Genomic DNA, 15,540 nt, shown 5'->3' with positions numbered 1-15,540 from the left:
TCGTCGACGAGGAGTGGGTCCATGCGTGATGCCGTCATCTGTGCCGCAGTCCGTACACCGGTGGGCAAGCGCGGAGGAGGGCTCTCCGGCGTGCACGCCGTCGACCTCTCCGCCCACGTGCTGGAGTCGCTGGCCGAGCGGTCGGGCATCGACCCCGCCGTCGTCGAGGACGTGTTCTGGGGCTGTGTGAGCCAGGTCGGCGAGCAGACCTTCAACATCGGCCGCAACGCCGCGCTCGCCGCCGGCTGGCCCGAGTCGGTCCCGGGCACCACCATCGACCGCCAGTGCGGCTCCTCCCAGCAGGCGGTCGCGTTCGCCGCCGCCACCGTGATCAGCGGCCAGGCCGACGTCGTCGTCGCCGGTGGCGTCGAGTCGATGAGCCGGGTCCCCATGGGGGCCGCCCGCGGCGACGGCTCGGCGGGGAAGCCACTGGGCCCCCGGTTCATGGCGCGCTACGGCGGCGTCCACCCGAACCAGGGCATCGGCGCGGAGATGATCGCCGAGCGGTGGGGGCTCTCCCGCACCCAGCTCGACGAGTTCAGCCTCGCTTCCCACGAGAAGGCGGCGAAGGCCCAGGCCGACGGGGCGTTCGACGAGGAGATCGCGCCGGTCACCCTGGACGACGGCACCGTGATCCGCGCAGACGAGGGCATCCGGGCCGGCGGCACGCTGGAGAAGCTCGGCTCGCTCAAGACCCCCTTCAAGGAGGACGGCGTCATCAGCGCCGGCAACGCCAGCCAGATCTCCGACGGGTCCGCGGCGCTGCTGGTGACGACGAGCGAGAAGGCGCGTGAGCTCGGCCTGCGCCCGATCGTCCGCATCCACACCACCGTCATGGCCGGCGACGACCCGGTCATCATGCTGACCGCGCCGATCCCGGCGACGCAGAAGGTGCTGGCCCGCTCCGGCCTGTCGGTCGACGACATCGGCATCTTCGAGGTCAACGAGGCGTTCGCGCCGGTGCCCCTGGCCTGGCTGGCCGACCTCGGCGCCGACCCGAACCGGCTGAACCCGGTCGGCGGGGCCATCGCCCTCGGCCACCCGCTGGGTGGCTCGGGTGCCCGGATCATGACCACGCTGATCCACCAGATGCAGGCCACCGGCACCCGGTACGGGCTGCAGACGATGTGCGAGGGCGGCGGCATGGCCAACGCCACCGTGCTGGAGCTGCTCGACGCCTGATCCCCGCGGCGACGACCGCGTCCACGACAGCCCCCGGCCACCCGATGGCCGGGGGCTGTCGCGTCCCGGCGTCCCGGTCCGGCGGAGCCGGGTGGTGGTGACCGGACGGGTCCGTCCACATGCCGCGTGTAACCGGCGTATCCGCAGGTCAGAGGGGTACCCCCGGTGTGCATCGACCGTCCCCGGGGGACGGACATGTCGACTCGTCCACAGCTGGGTACACAGCTGGGGACAGACTCACACAGGTGTAGTTACGCGGGTGGACGTCCTGTCACACGAGTCCCATCAGAGGAGAAACCGCAGGTCAGCGCGGTTCCGTGGCCCGGCGTCCCTCCACACTCGGTGGACAACCCTGGGGGTGGAGCGCCATGTCGACCTGTGGATGACGGCGACCGCCTTGTGCACATCGTCCACAGCGCCGCCGCGACCTGCCCGGACGGCTCCCGGAACGGACGAGGCCCCCGTCCCGCTGGGGGACGAGGGCCTCGATGACCGTCGCGCAGTGACCCTCCGCAGGAGGGTGTCTCCTCAGCGCCAGCGCATCGACATGAGCAGGCCGGCGACCATCACGCCGAAGCCGATGGCGAAGTTCCACGCCGACAGGGACACCAGGAACGGGATCCGGTCTCCGGCGACGTAGTAGACGACGATCCACAGCAGCCCGATCAGCATGAGCCCGACCATCACCGGCGCGTACCAGCGCGGGCTCGGCTGCAGGACCTTCGCCTGGCCGCCCCGGGCGCGGAGGGCCTCCTCCGGCGGGGTGTACACCGACTTCTTGCGCACCTTGGACTTGGGCAACGCGTACTCCCTCCCGGGGGCGGGGCTCGTCTTCCCCGGACCGCTTCGAGGACCAGCCTAAACTTCCTGGCAACGCGGACGGCGCTCCCGCACCCGACCGAGCCGTCCCGCGTCGCCCGCCGACCCTCAGGAGGTGCCCGTGGACCTGTCGATCCTGCGCCGCCGGCCCTCGGCCTGGAGCGTGCTGGTCCCGGTGGTGGCGCTCGCGGCGGGGTTGCTGTTCGCGACCTCCGGCCGGACCGCTCAGGGCACCGATCTGCGCGCAGGGGAGATCACCCAGCTCTCCGAGCTCATCGAGGAGCGCGATTCCGCCGTCGCCCGCCAGGCGGATCAGCTGACGGCGCTCCAGCGGCAGGTCCAGGAGCTCACGGAGGAGGCGGCGTCCCGCAACAGCGTCGTCGCCGAGGCGACGGCCGAGGGGGCCGCCGGTGGACCCGCGGCCGGGCTGACCCCGGTGGCCGGCGCCGGCGTGGTGATCACCCTCGACGACGCACCCCCGCGCTCCGACGGCAGCCTGCCCAGCAACGCCCGGCCCGACGACGTCGTCATCCACCAGAGCGACGTCCAGGCGGTCGTCAACGCGGTGTGGGCCGCCGGCGCCGAGGGGGTCGCCGTCATGGACCAGCGCCTGATCTCCACGAGCGCGGTCCGGTGCGTCGGGAACACGCTGCTGCTGCAGGGGCGGACGTACTCCCCGCCGTTCGTCGTCTCCGCCGTCGTGGACGCGTCCGCCGTCCGCAGCGCACTCAACTCCTCGCGGCAGATCGCCATCCTCCGCGAGGCAGCCACCGCGTTCGGCCTCACGTTCGAGGTACGCGAGCGGTCCGAGGTGTCGGTCCCCGCCTACGATGGCGGCCTCACCCTGCAGTACGCCGCCGCCGGCTGACCAGCTGTCCGGCCGTGGCCCGGCGAGCACCGACGAGGAGCGACTCCGATGGGCACCGACGACCGACCGGTCCTCGTCGTCGACAACTTCGACAGCTTCGTCTACAACCTGGTCCAGTACCTGGGCCAGCTGGGCGTGCGCTGCGTGGTCCGCCGCAACGACGCCGTCACCGTGGACGAGCTGGCCGACCTCGACGTCGCCGGGGTGCTGCTCTCCCCCGGCCCCGGCGCCCCCGCCGATGCGGGTGTGACCGTGCCGATGGTGCGGGCGGCGGCCGAGCAGGGCACGCCCGTCCTCGGGGTCTGCCTCGGCCACCAGGCGATCGCCGAGGCGTTCGGGGCCGTGGTGGTCCGCGCCCCGGAGCTGCTGCACGGGAAGACCAGCGAGGTCGTGCACGAGGGGCACGGGGTCCTCGCCGGACTGCCCACCCCCTTCACCGCGACGCGGTACCACTCGCTCGCCGTCGACCCCGCCACCGTCCCGGACGAGCTCGAGGTCACCGGGCACACCCCGTCGGGTCTGGTGATGGCGCTGCGCCACCGCGAGCTCCCGATCGAGGGTGTCCAGTTCCACCCCGAGTCGGTCCTGACCGAGGGCGGCCACCGGATGCTCGCGACCTGGCTGCGGTCCTGCGGCCTGGCGCCCGACGAGGAGCTCGTCAGCGCCGCGGAGACCGCCGCCCGCCGGTTGTCCACCGCCACCGCCTGATCGGCTCCCCAGCAACGCAGCAGGGCCCCTCCCGGACGGGAGGGGCCCTGCTGCGTCATGACCGGCTGTTACGGGTTGCCGGCGCCTGGGCCGGTTCCCGTGCCGGCACCCGGTCCGGTGCCGGTGCCGGTGCCCGGTCCGGTCCCGGGCCCCGTGCCCGGCCCGGTGGTGCCGGGGTCGGGCACGACGGGATCGGCGGGCTCCTCCGGCGTCGGGACCGCGACGACCAGCGTGATGATGTCGTCGCCTCCCACGTCGGTGCCGGCGGTGGGATCCGTCTCGAGGACCGTGCCCGCCGGGACGGTGTCGTTCTCCGCGTTCTCCACCGTGATCTGACCGGCGCCGATGCCCTGCTCCTGCAGGGCGGCGCGCGCCTGGGTCTCCGTCTGGTTGATGACGTTCGGCATCTCGATGGTGCCGGTGGAGACGTTGAGCGTGATCGGCTGGCTCCGGCCGGCCTGGCTGCCCTCCTCGGGCGACACGGAGACCACCCGGCCCTCGTCGACCTCGATGGAGTCCACCCGCCGGCTGGAGACGTTGGTGAAGCCGGCCTGCTGGAGGTTCGCCCGCGCCTGCTCCTCGGTGAGCCCCGAGACGCCGGGGACCAGCAGCGTGTCCGGGCCGGAGCTGACCACGAGGTCGACGTCGTCGCCCTCGTCCACCTGCACGCCGGCGGCCGGGGTGGTCTCGATGACGCTGCCCTCGGCGACCGTGGGACTCGGCTGGATCGTCACGTCGCCGACGACCAGCTTGGCGGCCTCGATCTGCGCGCGGGCCTCGGCCTCGGGCACGTTCGCCACCGGGGGAACGCTCACCCGGGCGACGGGGTCCTTCTCGTCCCCACCGCTCATGGCGACGGCCAGGGCGATCGCGCCGCCGATGAGGAGCACGGCCAGCACGGACACGATGGCGATGATGCGGCGCTTGCGGCGCCGCGCGGAGTCGTCGTCGTCCCAGTCGTCGCCGTAGTTCCCGTAGCCCCCCACCGGGGCGCCGATGATCGCGGTCTTCTCGTCCTCGCCCATGACCGGCGTGGCCTCGACCCGCTGCCCGGCCAGCGCCCGGAGCAGGTCGTTGCGCATGTCCGCGGCCGACTGGTACCGGTTGGCCGGGTTCTTGCTCATCGCCTTGAGCAGGATCGCGTCCAGCTCCGGCGGCACCTCGCGGTTGATGGACGACGGGAGCTTGGGGTCCTCGCGCACGTGCTGGTAGGCCACGGAGACGGGGGAGTCGCCGGTGAACGGGGGCGCTCCGGTGACCAGCTCGTAGAGCAGGCAGCCCATCGAGTAGACGTCGGAGCGGGCGTCCACGCCCTCGCCGCGGGCCTGCTCCGGGGAGAGGTACTGGGCGGTACCTATCACCGCCGCGGTGGAGGTCATCGTGGCCGCGGAGTCCGACACCGCCCGGGCGATGCCGAAATCCATGACCTTGACCGTGCCCTGCGGCGTGATCATCACGTTCCCGGGCTTCACGTCCCGGTGCACGATGCCGTTGCGGTGGCTGAAGTCCAGCGCGCCGCAGATGTCGGCGGACAGGCTCATCGCCCGCTCCATGGGCAGCGGCCCCTCGCGGCGGAGCACGTCGCGGAGGGTCTCCCCCTCCACGAACTCCATGACGATGTAGGGCGTCGCGCCGCTGGGCGTGCGGTCCTCGCCGGTGTCGTAGACGGCGACGATCGCCGGGTGGTTCAGCGACGCCGAGGCCTGCGCCTCGCGCCGGAAGCGGACCTGGAAGGACGGGTCGCGCGCCAGGTCGCTGCGCAGGACCTTGACGGCGACCTCGCGGCCGAGACGCAGGTCGCGGCCGAGGTGCACCTCGGCCATGCCGCCGCGGCCCAGGACGCCGCCGATCTCGTAGCGGTCGCCGAGCACCTGCGGCGTGGTCATCGACGGTCCTCTCGGGCGGTTCGGTGCGTGCACCGAGGCGTCCGCGCCCGGGAGGGCGCGGGTGCGGGCCCGGCAGACGAAGGGCCGCCGGCGAGCCTAACCGCCCGGGAGCCGGTATCCGGGGAAGCGGAGATCAGCGACGTCACAGGCCGTCGCCCGTGGGACCTGCGGCGTTGCCCCCGGCCCCGGGTTCGGTCGCTTCTGCGGTCGTCGTCGGCGCGGGGGGCTTGGTCGTCGACGGCGGCGGGGCGGGGGTGCCGGGAGCGGGCTCGTCCGCCGGCGGCTCGTCCTCTTCCGGCTCGTCCGCGGGCGGCGCCGGGGCCTGGCTGGTCGTGGTGGGTGCCGGAGCCGTCGTCGTCGGCTGCACGGTCTCCGTCGGCTCCTGCTCCTCCTCGGCGTCGGGGTCCCAGGCCTCCTCGGTGACGTAGAGGGTGACCTCCTCGCCGGGGGCGGCCGCGCGGCCGGAGGGGTCGATCGCGGCGACCTCGCCGGCGTCCAGCGTCTGGGTCACGCCCTCCAGGACGTCGTCGTCCGCCACCGCCGTCACGGGGACGAGCCCGGCCGCGCGCAGCATCCGCTCGGCCGAGGCGACGTCGAGGCCCACGAACTGGGCCGGGTCGAGGAACATGCCCGTGGGGCCCGCGGCGCTCGTGCTGGCCGAGGTCGTCGTGGGATCGGCGGACCGGTTCCGGTCGCCGTCCCCGTTGCTGAGCAGCACCCAGGTCACCCCGCCGATCAGCAGGAGCAGGACCAGTGCCGCGGCCGGCCAGACCCAGCGGCGCCGGCGGGCCGGCTCCTCCTCGTCGGGCAGCCATTCGTCGTCGTCCGCGGGCGCGTGCAGCGGCGGCATGGGGCGGCCGCCCGTCGCGGGCGAGACGGCGGGCATCCCGGCGGCCGGGGTGGCGAAGACCTGGGTGTGCCCGTCGGCGGCCAGGTCCACGACCTGGGTCGGCGCCGTCGCCGGCGCGATCACGGTGGCCGCCGCAGCCATCCGGCCCCCGACGGGGACGCTGCCGCCGCTGGCCACGGCACGGATGGCCTCGGCGAAGGCGCCGCCGTCGGCGAACCGGTCCGCCGGGTCCTTGGCCAGGGCGCGCTCGACGAGCATCCGCACCGCCGGGGGGATGTCGCCGGGCAGCGGGGGCGGCGGGCGGTTGATGTGCGCCAGCGCGACGGCCACCTGGGAGGCGCCGTCGAACGGCCGCGCGCCGGTCAGGCACTCGAAGCCGACGACGCCGAGGGAGTAGACGTCGGACGAGGCGTTGACCTCCATGCCCTGTGCCTGCTCGGGGGAGAGGTACTGGGCGGTGCCCACGACCATGCCGGTGCGGGTCAGCGGGGCGGCGTCCCGGGCCTGGGCGATGCCGAAGTCGGTCAGCTTCACGACGCCGTCGGGGCGCACGATCAGGTTGCCCGGCTTGATGTCGCGGTGCACGACGCCGGCCCGGTGCGCGGCGGACAGGCCGTCGGCGGACTGGCTGAGCACGTGCAGCGTCCAGTCGACGGGCAGCCGGCCCTCGTCGTGGAGGATCGTCACCAGCGGCTGGCCCTCGACGAACTCCATGACGAGGAAGGCCAGCGTCTGCAGGCCGCTGTCGTCGGTGGTCTCGCCGTAGTCGTAGACCGAGGCGATGTTCGGGTGCGAGAGCGCCGCGGTGTGCCGGGCCTCGTTGCGGAACCGGGCCAGGAAGCTCGGGTCGTTCGTGTACTCGGTCTTGAGCACCTTGGCCGCGACGATGCGGTCCAGTACCTGGTCGCGGGCCTTCCACACCTCGCCCATGCCGCCGGTGGCGATGGGTGCGGTGATCTCGTAGCGCCCCGCCAGCAGACTTCCGATGCCCAGCGCCATCAGCCGCCCTGCCCCTCGAAGTACGCCTGCATGACCTCGCGCGCGATGGGCGCGGAGGTGTCGCCGCCGGTGCCGCCGCCGTTGGCGACGAAGACCGCCACGGCGATCTGCGGGTCGTCGGCCGGGGCGAAGCCCATGAACCAGTTGTGGTCGGGCACGCCCTCCTTCACCTGGGCGGTGCCGGTCTTGCCGGCGACGTCCATGCCCTGGATGCGCGCCGACCGGCCCGAGCCACGGGCGACGACGCTGATCATCATCTCGGTGAGCTGGTCGGCGACCTGCGCGGAGATCGGCTCCCGGAGCTCCTCGGGGTCGGTCTCGTCGATGACCGACAGGTCCGGCGCGAGCAGCTGGTCGACCAGGTAGGGCTTCATCTGCACGCCGTCGTTGGCGACGGTGGCCGCCACCATCGCCGCCTGGAGCACCGTCATGCGGACGTCGCGCTGACCGATGGAGGTCTGGCCCAGCGCCGCGTCGCTCTCGATCTCGCCGACGTGGCTGGCGGCGACCGGGAGCGGGATCTCGGAGCGCTCGTCGTCCAGACCGAACGCCTCGGCCATCGCCCGGACCTTGTCCTCGCCGAGGTCGATGCCCAGCTGGGCGAAGGCGGTGTTGCAGGAGATCGTGAGCGCATCGATCAGGCGCTGCTCCTGGCTGGGGTCGCACCGGGAGTTGTTGAAGTTCCGCAGCTGCTGGCTGGTCTGCGGCAGGGTCATGATGTCCGGCGCCGGCACGACTGTGTCCGGGGCGTAGCCCTCCTCGAGGGCGGCGGCCGAGACGATGACCTTGAACAACGAGCCGGGCGGATAGTTGTCCGCGATCGCCCGGTTCACCCGCGGGTCGGGGCCGTCACCGGCGGTGATCTGCTCCATGGCGGCACGGATGGCGTCGGGGTCGTGGGAGGAGAGCGCCGTCGGGTCGTAGGTCGGCGTGCTGGCCATGCCCAGGATCGCCCCCGTCTGCGGATCCAGAGCCACGACAGCGCCGGTCACGCCCTCCAGCCCGGCCATCGCGGCCTGCTGCACGGCGGGGTCCAGGGTGAGGACGACGTCGCCGCCGGCGGGGTCACGCCCGGTGAACAGGTCGGCGATGCGGCGCACGAAGAGCCGGTCGTCCTCACCGGAGAGGACGTCGTTCTCGGCGTCCTCGAGGGCGGTGTTCCCGTACACTAGCGAGTAGTACCCCGTGACGGCCGCGTACAACGGCCCCTGCGGATACGTCCTCAGGTATTCGAGCCGGTCGTCGGTGGGCACGGAGATCGCGATCTCGTTGCCCGCGACGACCATCGAGCCGCGTTCCCGGTCGTACTCCTCGGCCAGCACCCGGGTGTTCCGGTTGTCGGTGCGGAGATCGTCGGAGCGCACCACCTGGATGATGTTCACGTTGACGATCAGCAGCGTGAAGAGCACGAGCACGCTGATCGCCACCCGGCGCAGGGGTGCGTTCACGGCATCACCACCTCCGTCGGGGCGTCGCCGAGGCGCATCGGGGCGGCGTGCTGGACGGTCGGGCGACGGGCGGCATCGCTGATGCGGACGAGCACCGCGACGAGCACGAAGTTCGCCACGAGCGAGGAACCCCCGTAGGCGAGGAACGGCGTGGTGAGCCCGGTGAGCGGGAGCAGGCCGGTCACCCCGCCGAGGACGACGAAGACCTGCCAGGCGATGGCGAACGCGAGGCCGGCGGCGAGCAGCTTGCCGAAGGAGTCACGGACGACGAGCGAGGTGCGCAGGCCGCGCTCGACCAGGATGAGGTAGAGGACGATCACGGCGACCAGGCCGAAGAGCCCGAGCTCCTCGCCCACCGCCGAGGCGATGAAGTCGCTCTTGGCCACCGGCACCTGGTCGGGGCGCCCTCCGCCCAGGCCGGCGCCGAACAGGCCGCCGGTGCCGAGGCCGAAGAGGGACTGCATCACCTGGTAGCCGGCGCCGTCGTAGTAGTCCGACGGGGACAGCCAGGTGTCCACGCGCTGCTGCACGTGCCCGAAGATCTGGTAGGCGATCATCGCGCCGCCGGCGAAGAGACCCAGGCCGATGAACAGCCAGCTGGCCCGCTCGGTGGCCACGTAGAGCATCACCACGAAGATGCCGAACAGCAGCAGCGAGCTGCCCAGGTCGCGCTCGAAGACGAGCACGAGGATCGACAGGATCCAGGCGAGCAGCACTGGGCCGAGGTCGCGGCCACGGGGCAGCTCGAGCCCGGCGACCCTGCGGCTGGCCAGGGCCAGCACGTCGCGCTTGTCCTCGAGGTAGGCGGCGAAGAAGACGACCAGGCAGAGCTTGGCGAACTCGCCCGGCTGGATGGAGAAGCCGGCGACGCGGATCCAGATCTTGGCGCCGTTGACCTCGGACATCGATGCGGGCAGGACCGCCGGGAGCGCCAGGAGCACGATGCCCAGCAGGGCCAGGGTGTAGGCGAACCGCTGCAGGGAGCGGTGGTCCTTGACGACGACCAGGAAGGCGACGAACAGGGCCACGCCGAGGGTCGCCCAGACCAGCTGGACCGGGGCGTCCTCACGGGTGACGGTGCTGCCGACCTGCTCCGCGGCCAGATCGAGACGGTGGATCACGGTCAGCCCGAGGCCGACCAGCAGCGCGACGCCCGGCAGCAGCAGCGGGTCGGCGTAGGACGCCCACTTCCGGACGACGAGGTGCGCCACCACCCACAGCGCGGAGATCCACACGCTGAAGCCGGCCATCTCCGGGCGGAGTGAGCCGGTCACGGTCAGGTCGACGATGACCTGGGCGACGACGGTGAGCAGGACGGCGAAGCCCAGGAGCCACGCCTCGGTGTTCCGGCGGGTCGGGGTGTCCCCGGCGGCGGTGCCGCGGGGATCGGTGACGGGGCCCGGCATCAGCCCGCCTCTCGGCAGTTCACCCCCGGCTCGGACGACGTCGTCGTCCGGGCCGACGACGAGGAGGTCGTCGCCTCCTCGGGGGCCGGTGGCTCGGGAAGAGCCGGCTCGCCGGGGACTGGTTGCTGGGGATCGGCGGGGGACGCGGGGATGGGGGAGGGCGCGGCCGACGGCGTCGGCTCGGCCTCGTCGCGGTCCGAGGTGCTGCAGACCGGCAGCCGCTGGTCGAGGAGCGCGTCGAGGATGCGGTCGGCGTGGCCGGCGTCGTCGGCGGTGATGCCGTCCCGGACCCGGGTGCGGGCCGCGGGGGTGAGATCGGAGACGGCGAGGTCGGCGCTCCGGTCGAGCCGGTAGAGGTCCAGCCCGAGCACGGAGACGTCGAGGCCGCGGAAGACCGCGACCTCCTGGCTCTCGCCGTCGCCCTCGACGCCGACGAACCAGTGGTTCAGCGCCCACACGTACGTGCCGATCGCCCCCGCCACCAGCACGATGAGGAGGACCCCCGCCACCAGGAGAGCGCGTAGCGGGCGGCGGCGGGCGGAGGGGCCGCCGCCCGTCGGCAGTGTCGCTGTCGGCGGGGGAGCGGAGGCGGGACCTGTGTCGGCGAGGGCGGCCCGACCGGCGGCCGAACGGCCGTCCACCTGGCGCTGCCCGATGTTGTCGCCGGCTGCGCCGTCCACGACCGGGTCGAGGCGGCCGCCACCACCGGTGTCCTCGATGACGTCGGCGACGATCACGGTGATGTTGTCCGGGCCACCGCTGCGCAGGGCCAGCTCGATCAGCCGGTCGGCGGTCGCCTGCGGATCGGGATCGAGGAGCGCCTCGGCCAGGGTCTCTTCGCTGACGACGCCGGAGAGGCCGTCGGAGCAGAGCATGTAGCGGTCGCCGGCCCGAGCCTCGCGCATGGAGAGGTCAGGCTCGACCTCCTGGCCGTTCAGCGCCCGCAGCAGCAGGGACCGCTGCGGGTGGTGGTTGGCCTCCTCGGCGGTGATCCGGCCGTCGTCGATCAGGGTCTGCACGAACGTGTCGTCATGGGTGATCTGCGAGAACTGGCCGTCGCGGAGCAGGTAGGCGCGGGAGTCGCCGACGTGGCAGAGCGCCAGCCGGCCGCCGGCGAAGAGGATCGCGGTGAGCGTCGTGCCCATGCCCTCGAGCTGCGGCGACTCGCGGATCACCTCCCGCAGGTGCTCGCTGCCCTCGAAGACGGCCGACCGCATCGACTGCAGCATGTCGCCGGAGGGGGTGTCGTCGTCGAGGTGCTCGAGTGCGGCGATGACGACCTTGCTCGCGACGTCGCCGGCGGCGTGGCCGCCCATGCCGTCGGCCACGGCCAGCAGCCGGGGCCCGGCGTAGACCGAGTCCTGGTTGTTGCCGCGGATGAGGCCGCGGTCGGAACGAGCGGCGTAGCGGAGAACCAGCGTCACGAACGCAGCTCCAGTGCGGTCTGGCCGATGCGGATCGGCTGGCCGGGGGCGACCAGCAGCGGCCCTTGGACGCGCTGCTGGTCGAGGTACGTGCCGTTGGTGGAACCGAGGTCCTCGACGTACCACTGGCCGCCACGGTTGGTGAGCCGGGCGTGCCGGGAACTGGCGAAGTCGTCGGTCAGGACGAGGGTGGAGTCGTCGGCGCGGCCGATGAGGATCGGCTGGTCACCGAGGGTGATCTTGGTGCCGCTGAGCGGGCCGGCGGTGACCACGAGGGTGCGGAACCCGCGCTGCCCGCGCTTCTTCGGTGCCGAGGCGCGCGGCGGAACCGAGGCGACGCGGCCGGGGCGGCCACCGAACAGGTCGGCGCGCACGACGCGGAACGCCGCGAAGATGAACAGCCACAGCAGCAGCAGGAAGCCGAACCGGAAGATCTGGAGGACGAGTTCGCTCACCGGTCGACCACCCCGGGGAGGAGGTGCCGTCCAGCCTCGAGCCGTCGCGAGCGCGCGGATCCGCTCACGCGCCGTCCTGCCGGTAGACCAGGACCGAGTGGCCGATGCGGATGACGTCGCCGTCGCTGAGCGCCTGGCGGGTGATGCGACGTCCGTTCACCAGCGTGCCGTTCGTCGAGCCCAGGTCCTCGACGGTGGCGACGCCGCCCTCGAGGACGACGTCGACGTGCTTCCGGCTGACCCCGGTGTCGGGCAGGCGGATGTCGGCCTCGGTGCCCCGGCCGATCACGTTGCGGCCGGTGGACAGCTCGTGACGGGTACCCGGCCCGTCGACCACCAGCACGTGGGTGGCGGTCTTCCGGGAGCCGGCGCGGCCGACCATCGACGGGCCCTGGTTGCCGGTGTCCGTGGCGCTGCGCCCGCGCAGCGGCGGCAGGGCGGGCAGCGGGGGGAGCGGGGGGATGCCGGGCGCCATCGGCGCCGAGGCCATCGGTGCGACGTCGGGCCGAGGGGCCGGACGGGCCGGGTCGGCGACGTGCGAGCTGACCTCGAAGACGCCGGTGGTGAGCTCGTCGTCCTGCTCGAGGTGGACGGTGACCTTGTCGAAGACCTGGTAGCCCTCGTCCTCGATGTGCTCGGTGACCATGTCGGCGAGCTCACCGGCGAGCTGGTCGGACCACTGGCCGAGGTGGCCGAAGTCGGTCTCGCCCAGCCGGACGACGTAGACGTTCGGGGCGAGCACGCGGCCCTCGCCCATCACCGAGCGCTGCTCGTCGGCCTCGCGCTGGAGGGCCTTGGCGATCTCGGCGGGGTGCACCTTGCCCTTGAAGAGCCGGGCGAACGCCAGACCCACCATGCCTTCGAGACGGCGCTCGAAGCGCTGCAGCACGCCCACAGTCGCTCCTTTGCGCTCGTCGGGTCCAGCTGTGCCATCGATGATCGTAGCGGGGTGCGACGTGGCTGACCGTCCAGTGAACCGCGACGCCCCGGACGTCTACCCGCGGACAGGGCAACGACGCACCCCCGCCGCGAGGTACGGGTCACGACTGCTACTGTCTTCCCTCGCCAGGGCAAGTGGCGGAATGGCAGACGCGCACGGTTCAGGTCCGTGTGTCCGAAAGGACGTGGGGGTTCAAGTCCCCCCTTGCCCACCAGACCGAAGGGCTCCCCCCGGGGAGCCCTTCGTCGTTTCCACGCCTCCTCGTCCGCGGGTCCGGGCGCCTCAGTGCGAGGGCAGCGCCGGTGGGTCGCCCTCCTCGTCGTTCCCGAAGAACATCTGGGCGAGCAGGACCGCGCCCCACGGGCCGAAGACCCAGATCGGCCAGAAGTAGAGGAACTCCTGCGTCGCCAGGCTCATGACGGCCCAGATGCCGATCACGATGACCGCGGTGCCGGCCCAGTCGCGCCACTCCGACGCATCGAGCCGGGCGTGCCACCAGGCGCTGGGCTCCGGCGCCCGCTCGGCCGCGACCGGCGCCACGGCCGTCCCGGGCGGCAGGTCGGCGGTGAGCTCGGCCAGCTCCCCGTACGTCTTCGACGAGTAGGCCCGGTTCAGCCGGTCCTCGTACTCGGCGACCGTGAGCCGCCCGGCGGCCATGTGCTCGCCGAGGGTGGTGGCGACGGCGGTGCGGTCGGCGTCGGCCGCGCGCAGGTGCGGTTCGGTCATCGGGCGCTCCGGGGACGGGGCATCCAGTGTCGTGCGCCGAGGCGTTCCGGTCCACCCCTGGGCCGGTTCCACGTGGAACCGGCTCAGCCCGCCGGCGGCGCGGCCTCCGCGGTGAGGTGCCGGCCGATGACCATCCGCTGGATCTGGTTGGTGCCCTCGAAGATCTGCATGACCTTCGCCTCGCGCATGTATCGCTCGGCCGGGTGGTCGCGGGTGTAGCCGGCGCCGCCGAGCACCTGGACGGCGTCGGTGGTCACCTTCATGGCCGCGTCGGTGGCGACCAGCTTGGCGATGCTGGCCTGCCGGGAGAACGGCTTGCCGGCGTCCTTGCGGCGGGCGGCGACCAGGTAGGTGGCGCGGGCGGACTCCACGGCCGCGGCCATGTCGGCCAGCAGGAAGGAGACGCCCTGGTGCTCGGCGATCGGCCGGCCGAACGCCTCCCGCTCGACGGCGTACCGGACGGCGACGTCGAGGGCCGACTGCGCCAGCCCGACGGCGACCGCGCTGATGCCCAGCCGCCCGGAGTCCAGCGCGCCCAGGGCGATCGCCATGCCCTTGCCGGGCTCGCCCACGAGCCGGTCGGCGGGGACGGCGACGTCGTCGAGCCGGATCGCCGAGGTCGTCGAGCCGGTCAGGCCCATCTTCTCCTCGGGCTTCGCGGCGCTGAAGCCGGGGAGATCGGGCGTCAGGTGGAAGCAGGAGATGCCCCGGGGGCCGTCATCGGGGGTACGCAGGAACGTCGAGTAGAAGTCCGCGTGCCCGCCGTGGGTGACCCATGCCTTCTCGCCGCGGGCGGTCCAGCCGTCGTCGGCCCGGGTCGCCGAGGCCTTCATGGCGGCGACGTCGGAGCCGGCGTGCGCCTCGGACAGGGAGTAGGCGCCCAGCAGGGTTCCGCCGACCATCTCCGGGAGCAGGTCGCGGCGCTGGGCCTCGGTGCCGTAGGTGGCGATGGGGGAGCAGGCCAGGGTGTGCACGCTGATGCCGAGCGCGACGCTGGCCCAGCGGGCGGCGAGCTCCTCGACCACCTGCAGGTAGACCGCGTAGGGCTGACCGCCTCCGCCGACCTCCTCGGCGAACGGCAGCCCCAGCAGCCCGGCCTCGCCGAGGGTGCGGAACACCTCGCGGGGGAAGCGCTCCTCGCGCTCGTACGCGGCGGCCTTCGGCGCGAGCTCGGCGTCGGCGATCTCGCGGGTGAGCGCCAGCAGATCGGCGGCCTCGGGGGTGGGCAGTTCGCGGTCGACCGGCACGGTGCTCCTTCGCGGTGGGTACTGCCTCGGACCGTACCTCCGGCGCCCTGTGAGGATCGGAGCGTGATCATCGAGCCCGCCGCGTGGGACGACGCCGACGTCCGCCGCCTCACCGACGACCAGCAGGCCGAGCTCCGGGTCCGCTACGGGGGCAAGGGGGAGCCGGGCACGCACCCCTCCGCCGCTGACATCTCCGTCGTCCTGGTGGCACGCGAGGACGACGGCACGCCGGTGGGCTGCGGGGCGCTGCGGGACCTGGGCGGCGGAGCGGCCGAGATCAAGCGGATGTACGTCGTGCCGGCAGCGCGCGGGCGGGGTGTCTCGAAGGCGGTGCTGGCCGGGCTCGAGCAGGCGGCCCGCGAGCGGGGGTGGACGACGCTGCGGCTCGAGACCGGCCCGCTCCAGCCGGAGGCGGTCGCGCTGTACCGCGGGGCCGGCTACCGGGAGGTCGGCGCCTTCGGGGCCTACGTCGGCGACCTCGCTGCGGTGGGCTCGCTCTTCTTCGAACGAGGGATCGCCGGATCCACAGGCTCCGGCCGCGTGCAGGCGGCTGGCCCGCCGGGTGTGTGAGGGTGAGCCCGA

At 73.1% G+C, this 15,540-nt stretch carries 14 protein-coding genes and 1 tRNA gene; 5 read left to right on the top strand and 10 right to left on the bottom strand.

Annotated features, from left to right (window positions below; all coding sequences use genetic code 11):
* The first annotated feature begins 21 nt into the window (after positions 1-21).
* Entirely contained in the window at positions 22-1,182 is a 1,161-nt protein-coding gene (locus LBW97_RS19030) for a thiolase family protein (RefSeq protein ID WP_224500946.1), read from the top strand.
* 528 nt (positions 1,183-1,710) lie between these two features.
* Here LBW97_RS19030 and crgA read toward each other — a convergent pair.
* Positions 1,711-1,983: a cell division protein CrgA gene (crgA, locus tag LBW97_RS19025; protein WP_224500945.1), complete on the bottom strand. Its 273-nt coding sequence runs from the start codon at positions 1,981-1,983 to the stop codon at positions 1,711-1,713.
* Positions 1,984-2,122: 139 nt separating this feature from the next.
* On the opposite strand from crgA, the gene LBW97_RS19020 reads away from it, so the two are divergent.
* Both LBW97_RS19020 and LBW97_RS19015 read left to right on the top strand, forming a co-directional pair.
* Positions 2,123-2,869, top strand: a complete 747-nt coding sequence (locus LBW97_RS19020; protein ID WP_224500944.1) for a DUF881 domain-containing protein — start codon at positions 2,123-2,125, stop codon at positions 2,867-2,869.
* A 48-nt stretch (positions 2,870-2,917) separates the two neighbouring features.
* Entirely contained in the window at positions 2,918-3,577 is a 660-nt protein-coding gene (locus LBW97_RS19015) for an aminodeoxychorismate/anthranilate synthase component II (RefSeq protein WP_224500943.1), read from the top strand.
* Between the two features lie 68 nt (positions 3,578-3,645).
* On the opposite strand, the gene pknB is transcribed toward LBW97_RS19015, so the two are convergent.
* The 7 genes from pknB to LBW97_RS18980 all read right to left on the bottom strand — a co-directional run bounded on the left by pknB (position 3,646) and on the right by LBW97_RS18980 (position 12,934).
* A complete protein-coding gene (pknB, locus tag LBW97_RS19010) occupies positions 3,646-5,463 on the bottom strand; it encodes a Stk1 family PASTA domain-containing Ser/Thr kinase (RefSeq protein WP_224500942.1) in 1,818 nt (605 codons plus the stop codon).
* Between the two features lie 142 nt (positions 5,464-5,605).
* The gene (locus LBW97_RS19005) at positions 5,606-7,312 is read right to left on the bottom strand and encodes a protein kinase (protein ID WP_224500941.1); all 1,707 of its coding nucleotides are present in this window, start codon (positions 7,310-7,312) and stop codon (positions 5,606-5,608) included.
* Complete coding sequence (locus LBW97_RS19000) at positions 7,312-8,760, bottom strand: penicillin-binding protein 2 (protein WP_224500940.1); 1,449 nt, start codon at positions 8,758-8,760, stop codon at positions 7,312-7,314. Before LBW97_RS19000 ends, LBW97_RS19005 begins: the two co-directional genes overlap by 1 nt.
* Positions 8,757-10,166, bottom strand: coding sequence for an FtsW/RodA/SpoVE family cell cycle protein (locus tag LBW97_RS18995; RefSeq protein WP_224500939.1), 1,410 nt, complete (start codon positions 10,164-10,166; stop codon positions 8,757-8,759). The genes LBW97_RS19000 and LBW97_RS18995 overlap by 4 nt, the downstream gene beginning before the upstream one ends.
* Complete coding sequence (locus LBW97_RS18990; protein ID WP_224500938.1) at positions 10,166-11,590, bottom strand: PP2C family serine/threonine-protein phosphatase; 1,425 nt, start codon at positions 11,588-11,590, stop codon at positions 10,166-10,168. Before LBW97_RS18990 ends, LBW97_RS18995 begins: the two co-directional genes overlap by 1 nt.
* On the bottom strand, positions 11,587-12,045 hold the full coding sequence (locus LBW97_RS18985; protein ID WP_224500937.1) for an FHA domain-containing protein: 459 nt from the start codon (positions 12,043-12,045) through the stop codon (positions 11,587-11,589). Before LBW97_RS18985 ends, LBW97_RS18990 begins: the two co-directional genes overlap by 4 nt.
* 64 nt (positions 12,046-12,109) lie before the next feature.
* Positions 12,110-12,934, bottom strand: a complete 825-nt coding sequence (locus LBW97_RS18980; RefSeq protein WP_224500936.1) for a DUF3662 and FHA domain-containing protein — start codon at positions 12,932-12,934, stop codon at positions 12,110-12,112.
* A 179-nt stretch (positions 12,935-13,113) separates the two neighbouring features.
* Between LBW97_RS18980 and LBW97_RS18975 the strand changes: the two genes are divergently transcribed.
* Positions 13,114-13,199, top strand: a tRNA-Leu gene (locus LBW97_RS18975).
* Between the two features lie 68 nt (positions 13,200-13,267).
* Here LBW97_RS18975 and LBW97_RS18970 read toward each other — a convergent pair.
* Together LBW97_RS18970 and LBW97_RS18965 are read right to left on the bottom strand one after the other, a co-directional pair.
* Positions 13,268-13,711 carry a DUF1707 domain-containing protein gene (locus LBW97_RS18970; protein ID WP_224500935.1) on the bottom strand — a complete coding sequence of 148 codons (444 nt, stop codon included), beginning with the start codon at positions 13,709-13,711 and terminating at the stop codon, positions 13,268-13,270.
* An 83-nt stretch (positions 13,712-13,794) separates the two neighbouring features.
* On the bottom strand, positions 13,795-14,958 hold the full coding sequence (locus LBW97_RS18965; protein ID WP_224500934.1) for an acyl-CoA dehydrogenase family protein: 1,164 nt from the start codon (positions 14,956-14,958) through the stop codon (positions 13,795-13,797).
* 63 nt (positions 14,959-15,021) lie between these two features.
* On the opposite strand from LBW97_RS18965, the gene LBW97_RS18960 reads away from it, so the two are divergent.
* Positions 15,022-15,528: a GNAT family N-acetyltransferase gene (locus LBW97_RS18960; RefSeq protein ID WP_224500933.1), complete on the top strand. Its 507-nt coding sequence runs from the start codon at positions 15,022-15,024 to the stop codon at positions 15,526-15,528.
* The last annotated feature ends 12 nt before the right edge of the window (positions 15,529-15,540 follow it).

It is taken from the genome of Blastococcus sp. LR1 (genome assembly GCF_020166105.1).
Lineage (GTDB): Bacteria > Actinomycetota > Actinomycetes > Mycobacteriales > Geodermatophilaceae > Blastococcus.
This window is presented reverse-complemented; position numbering and strand designations above follow the sequence as displayed.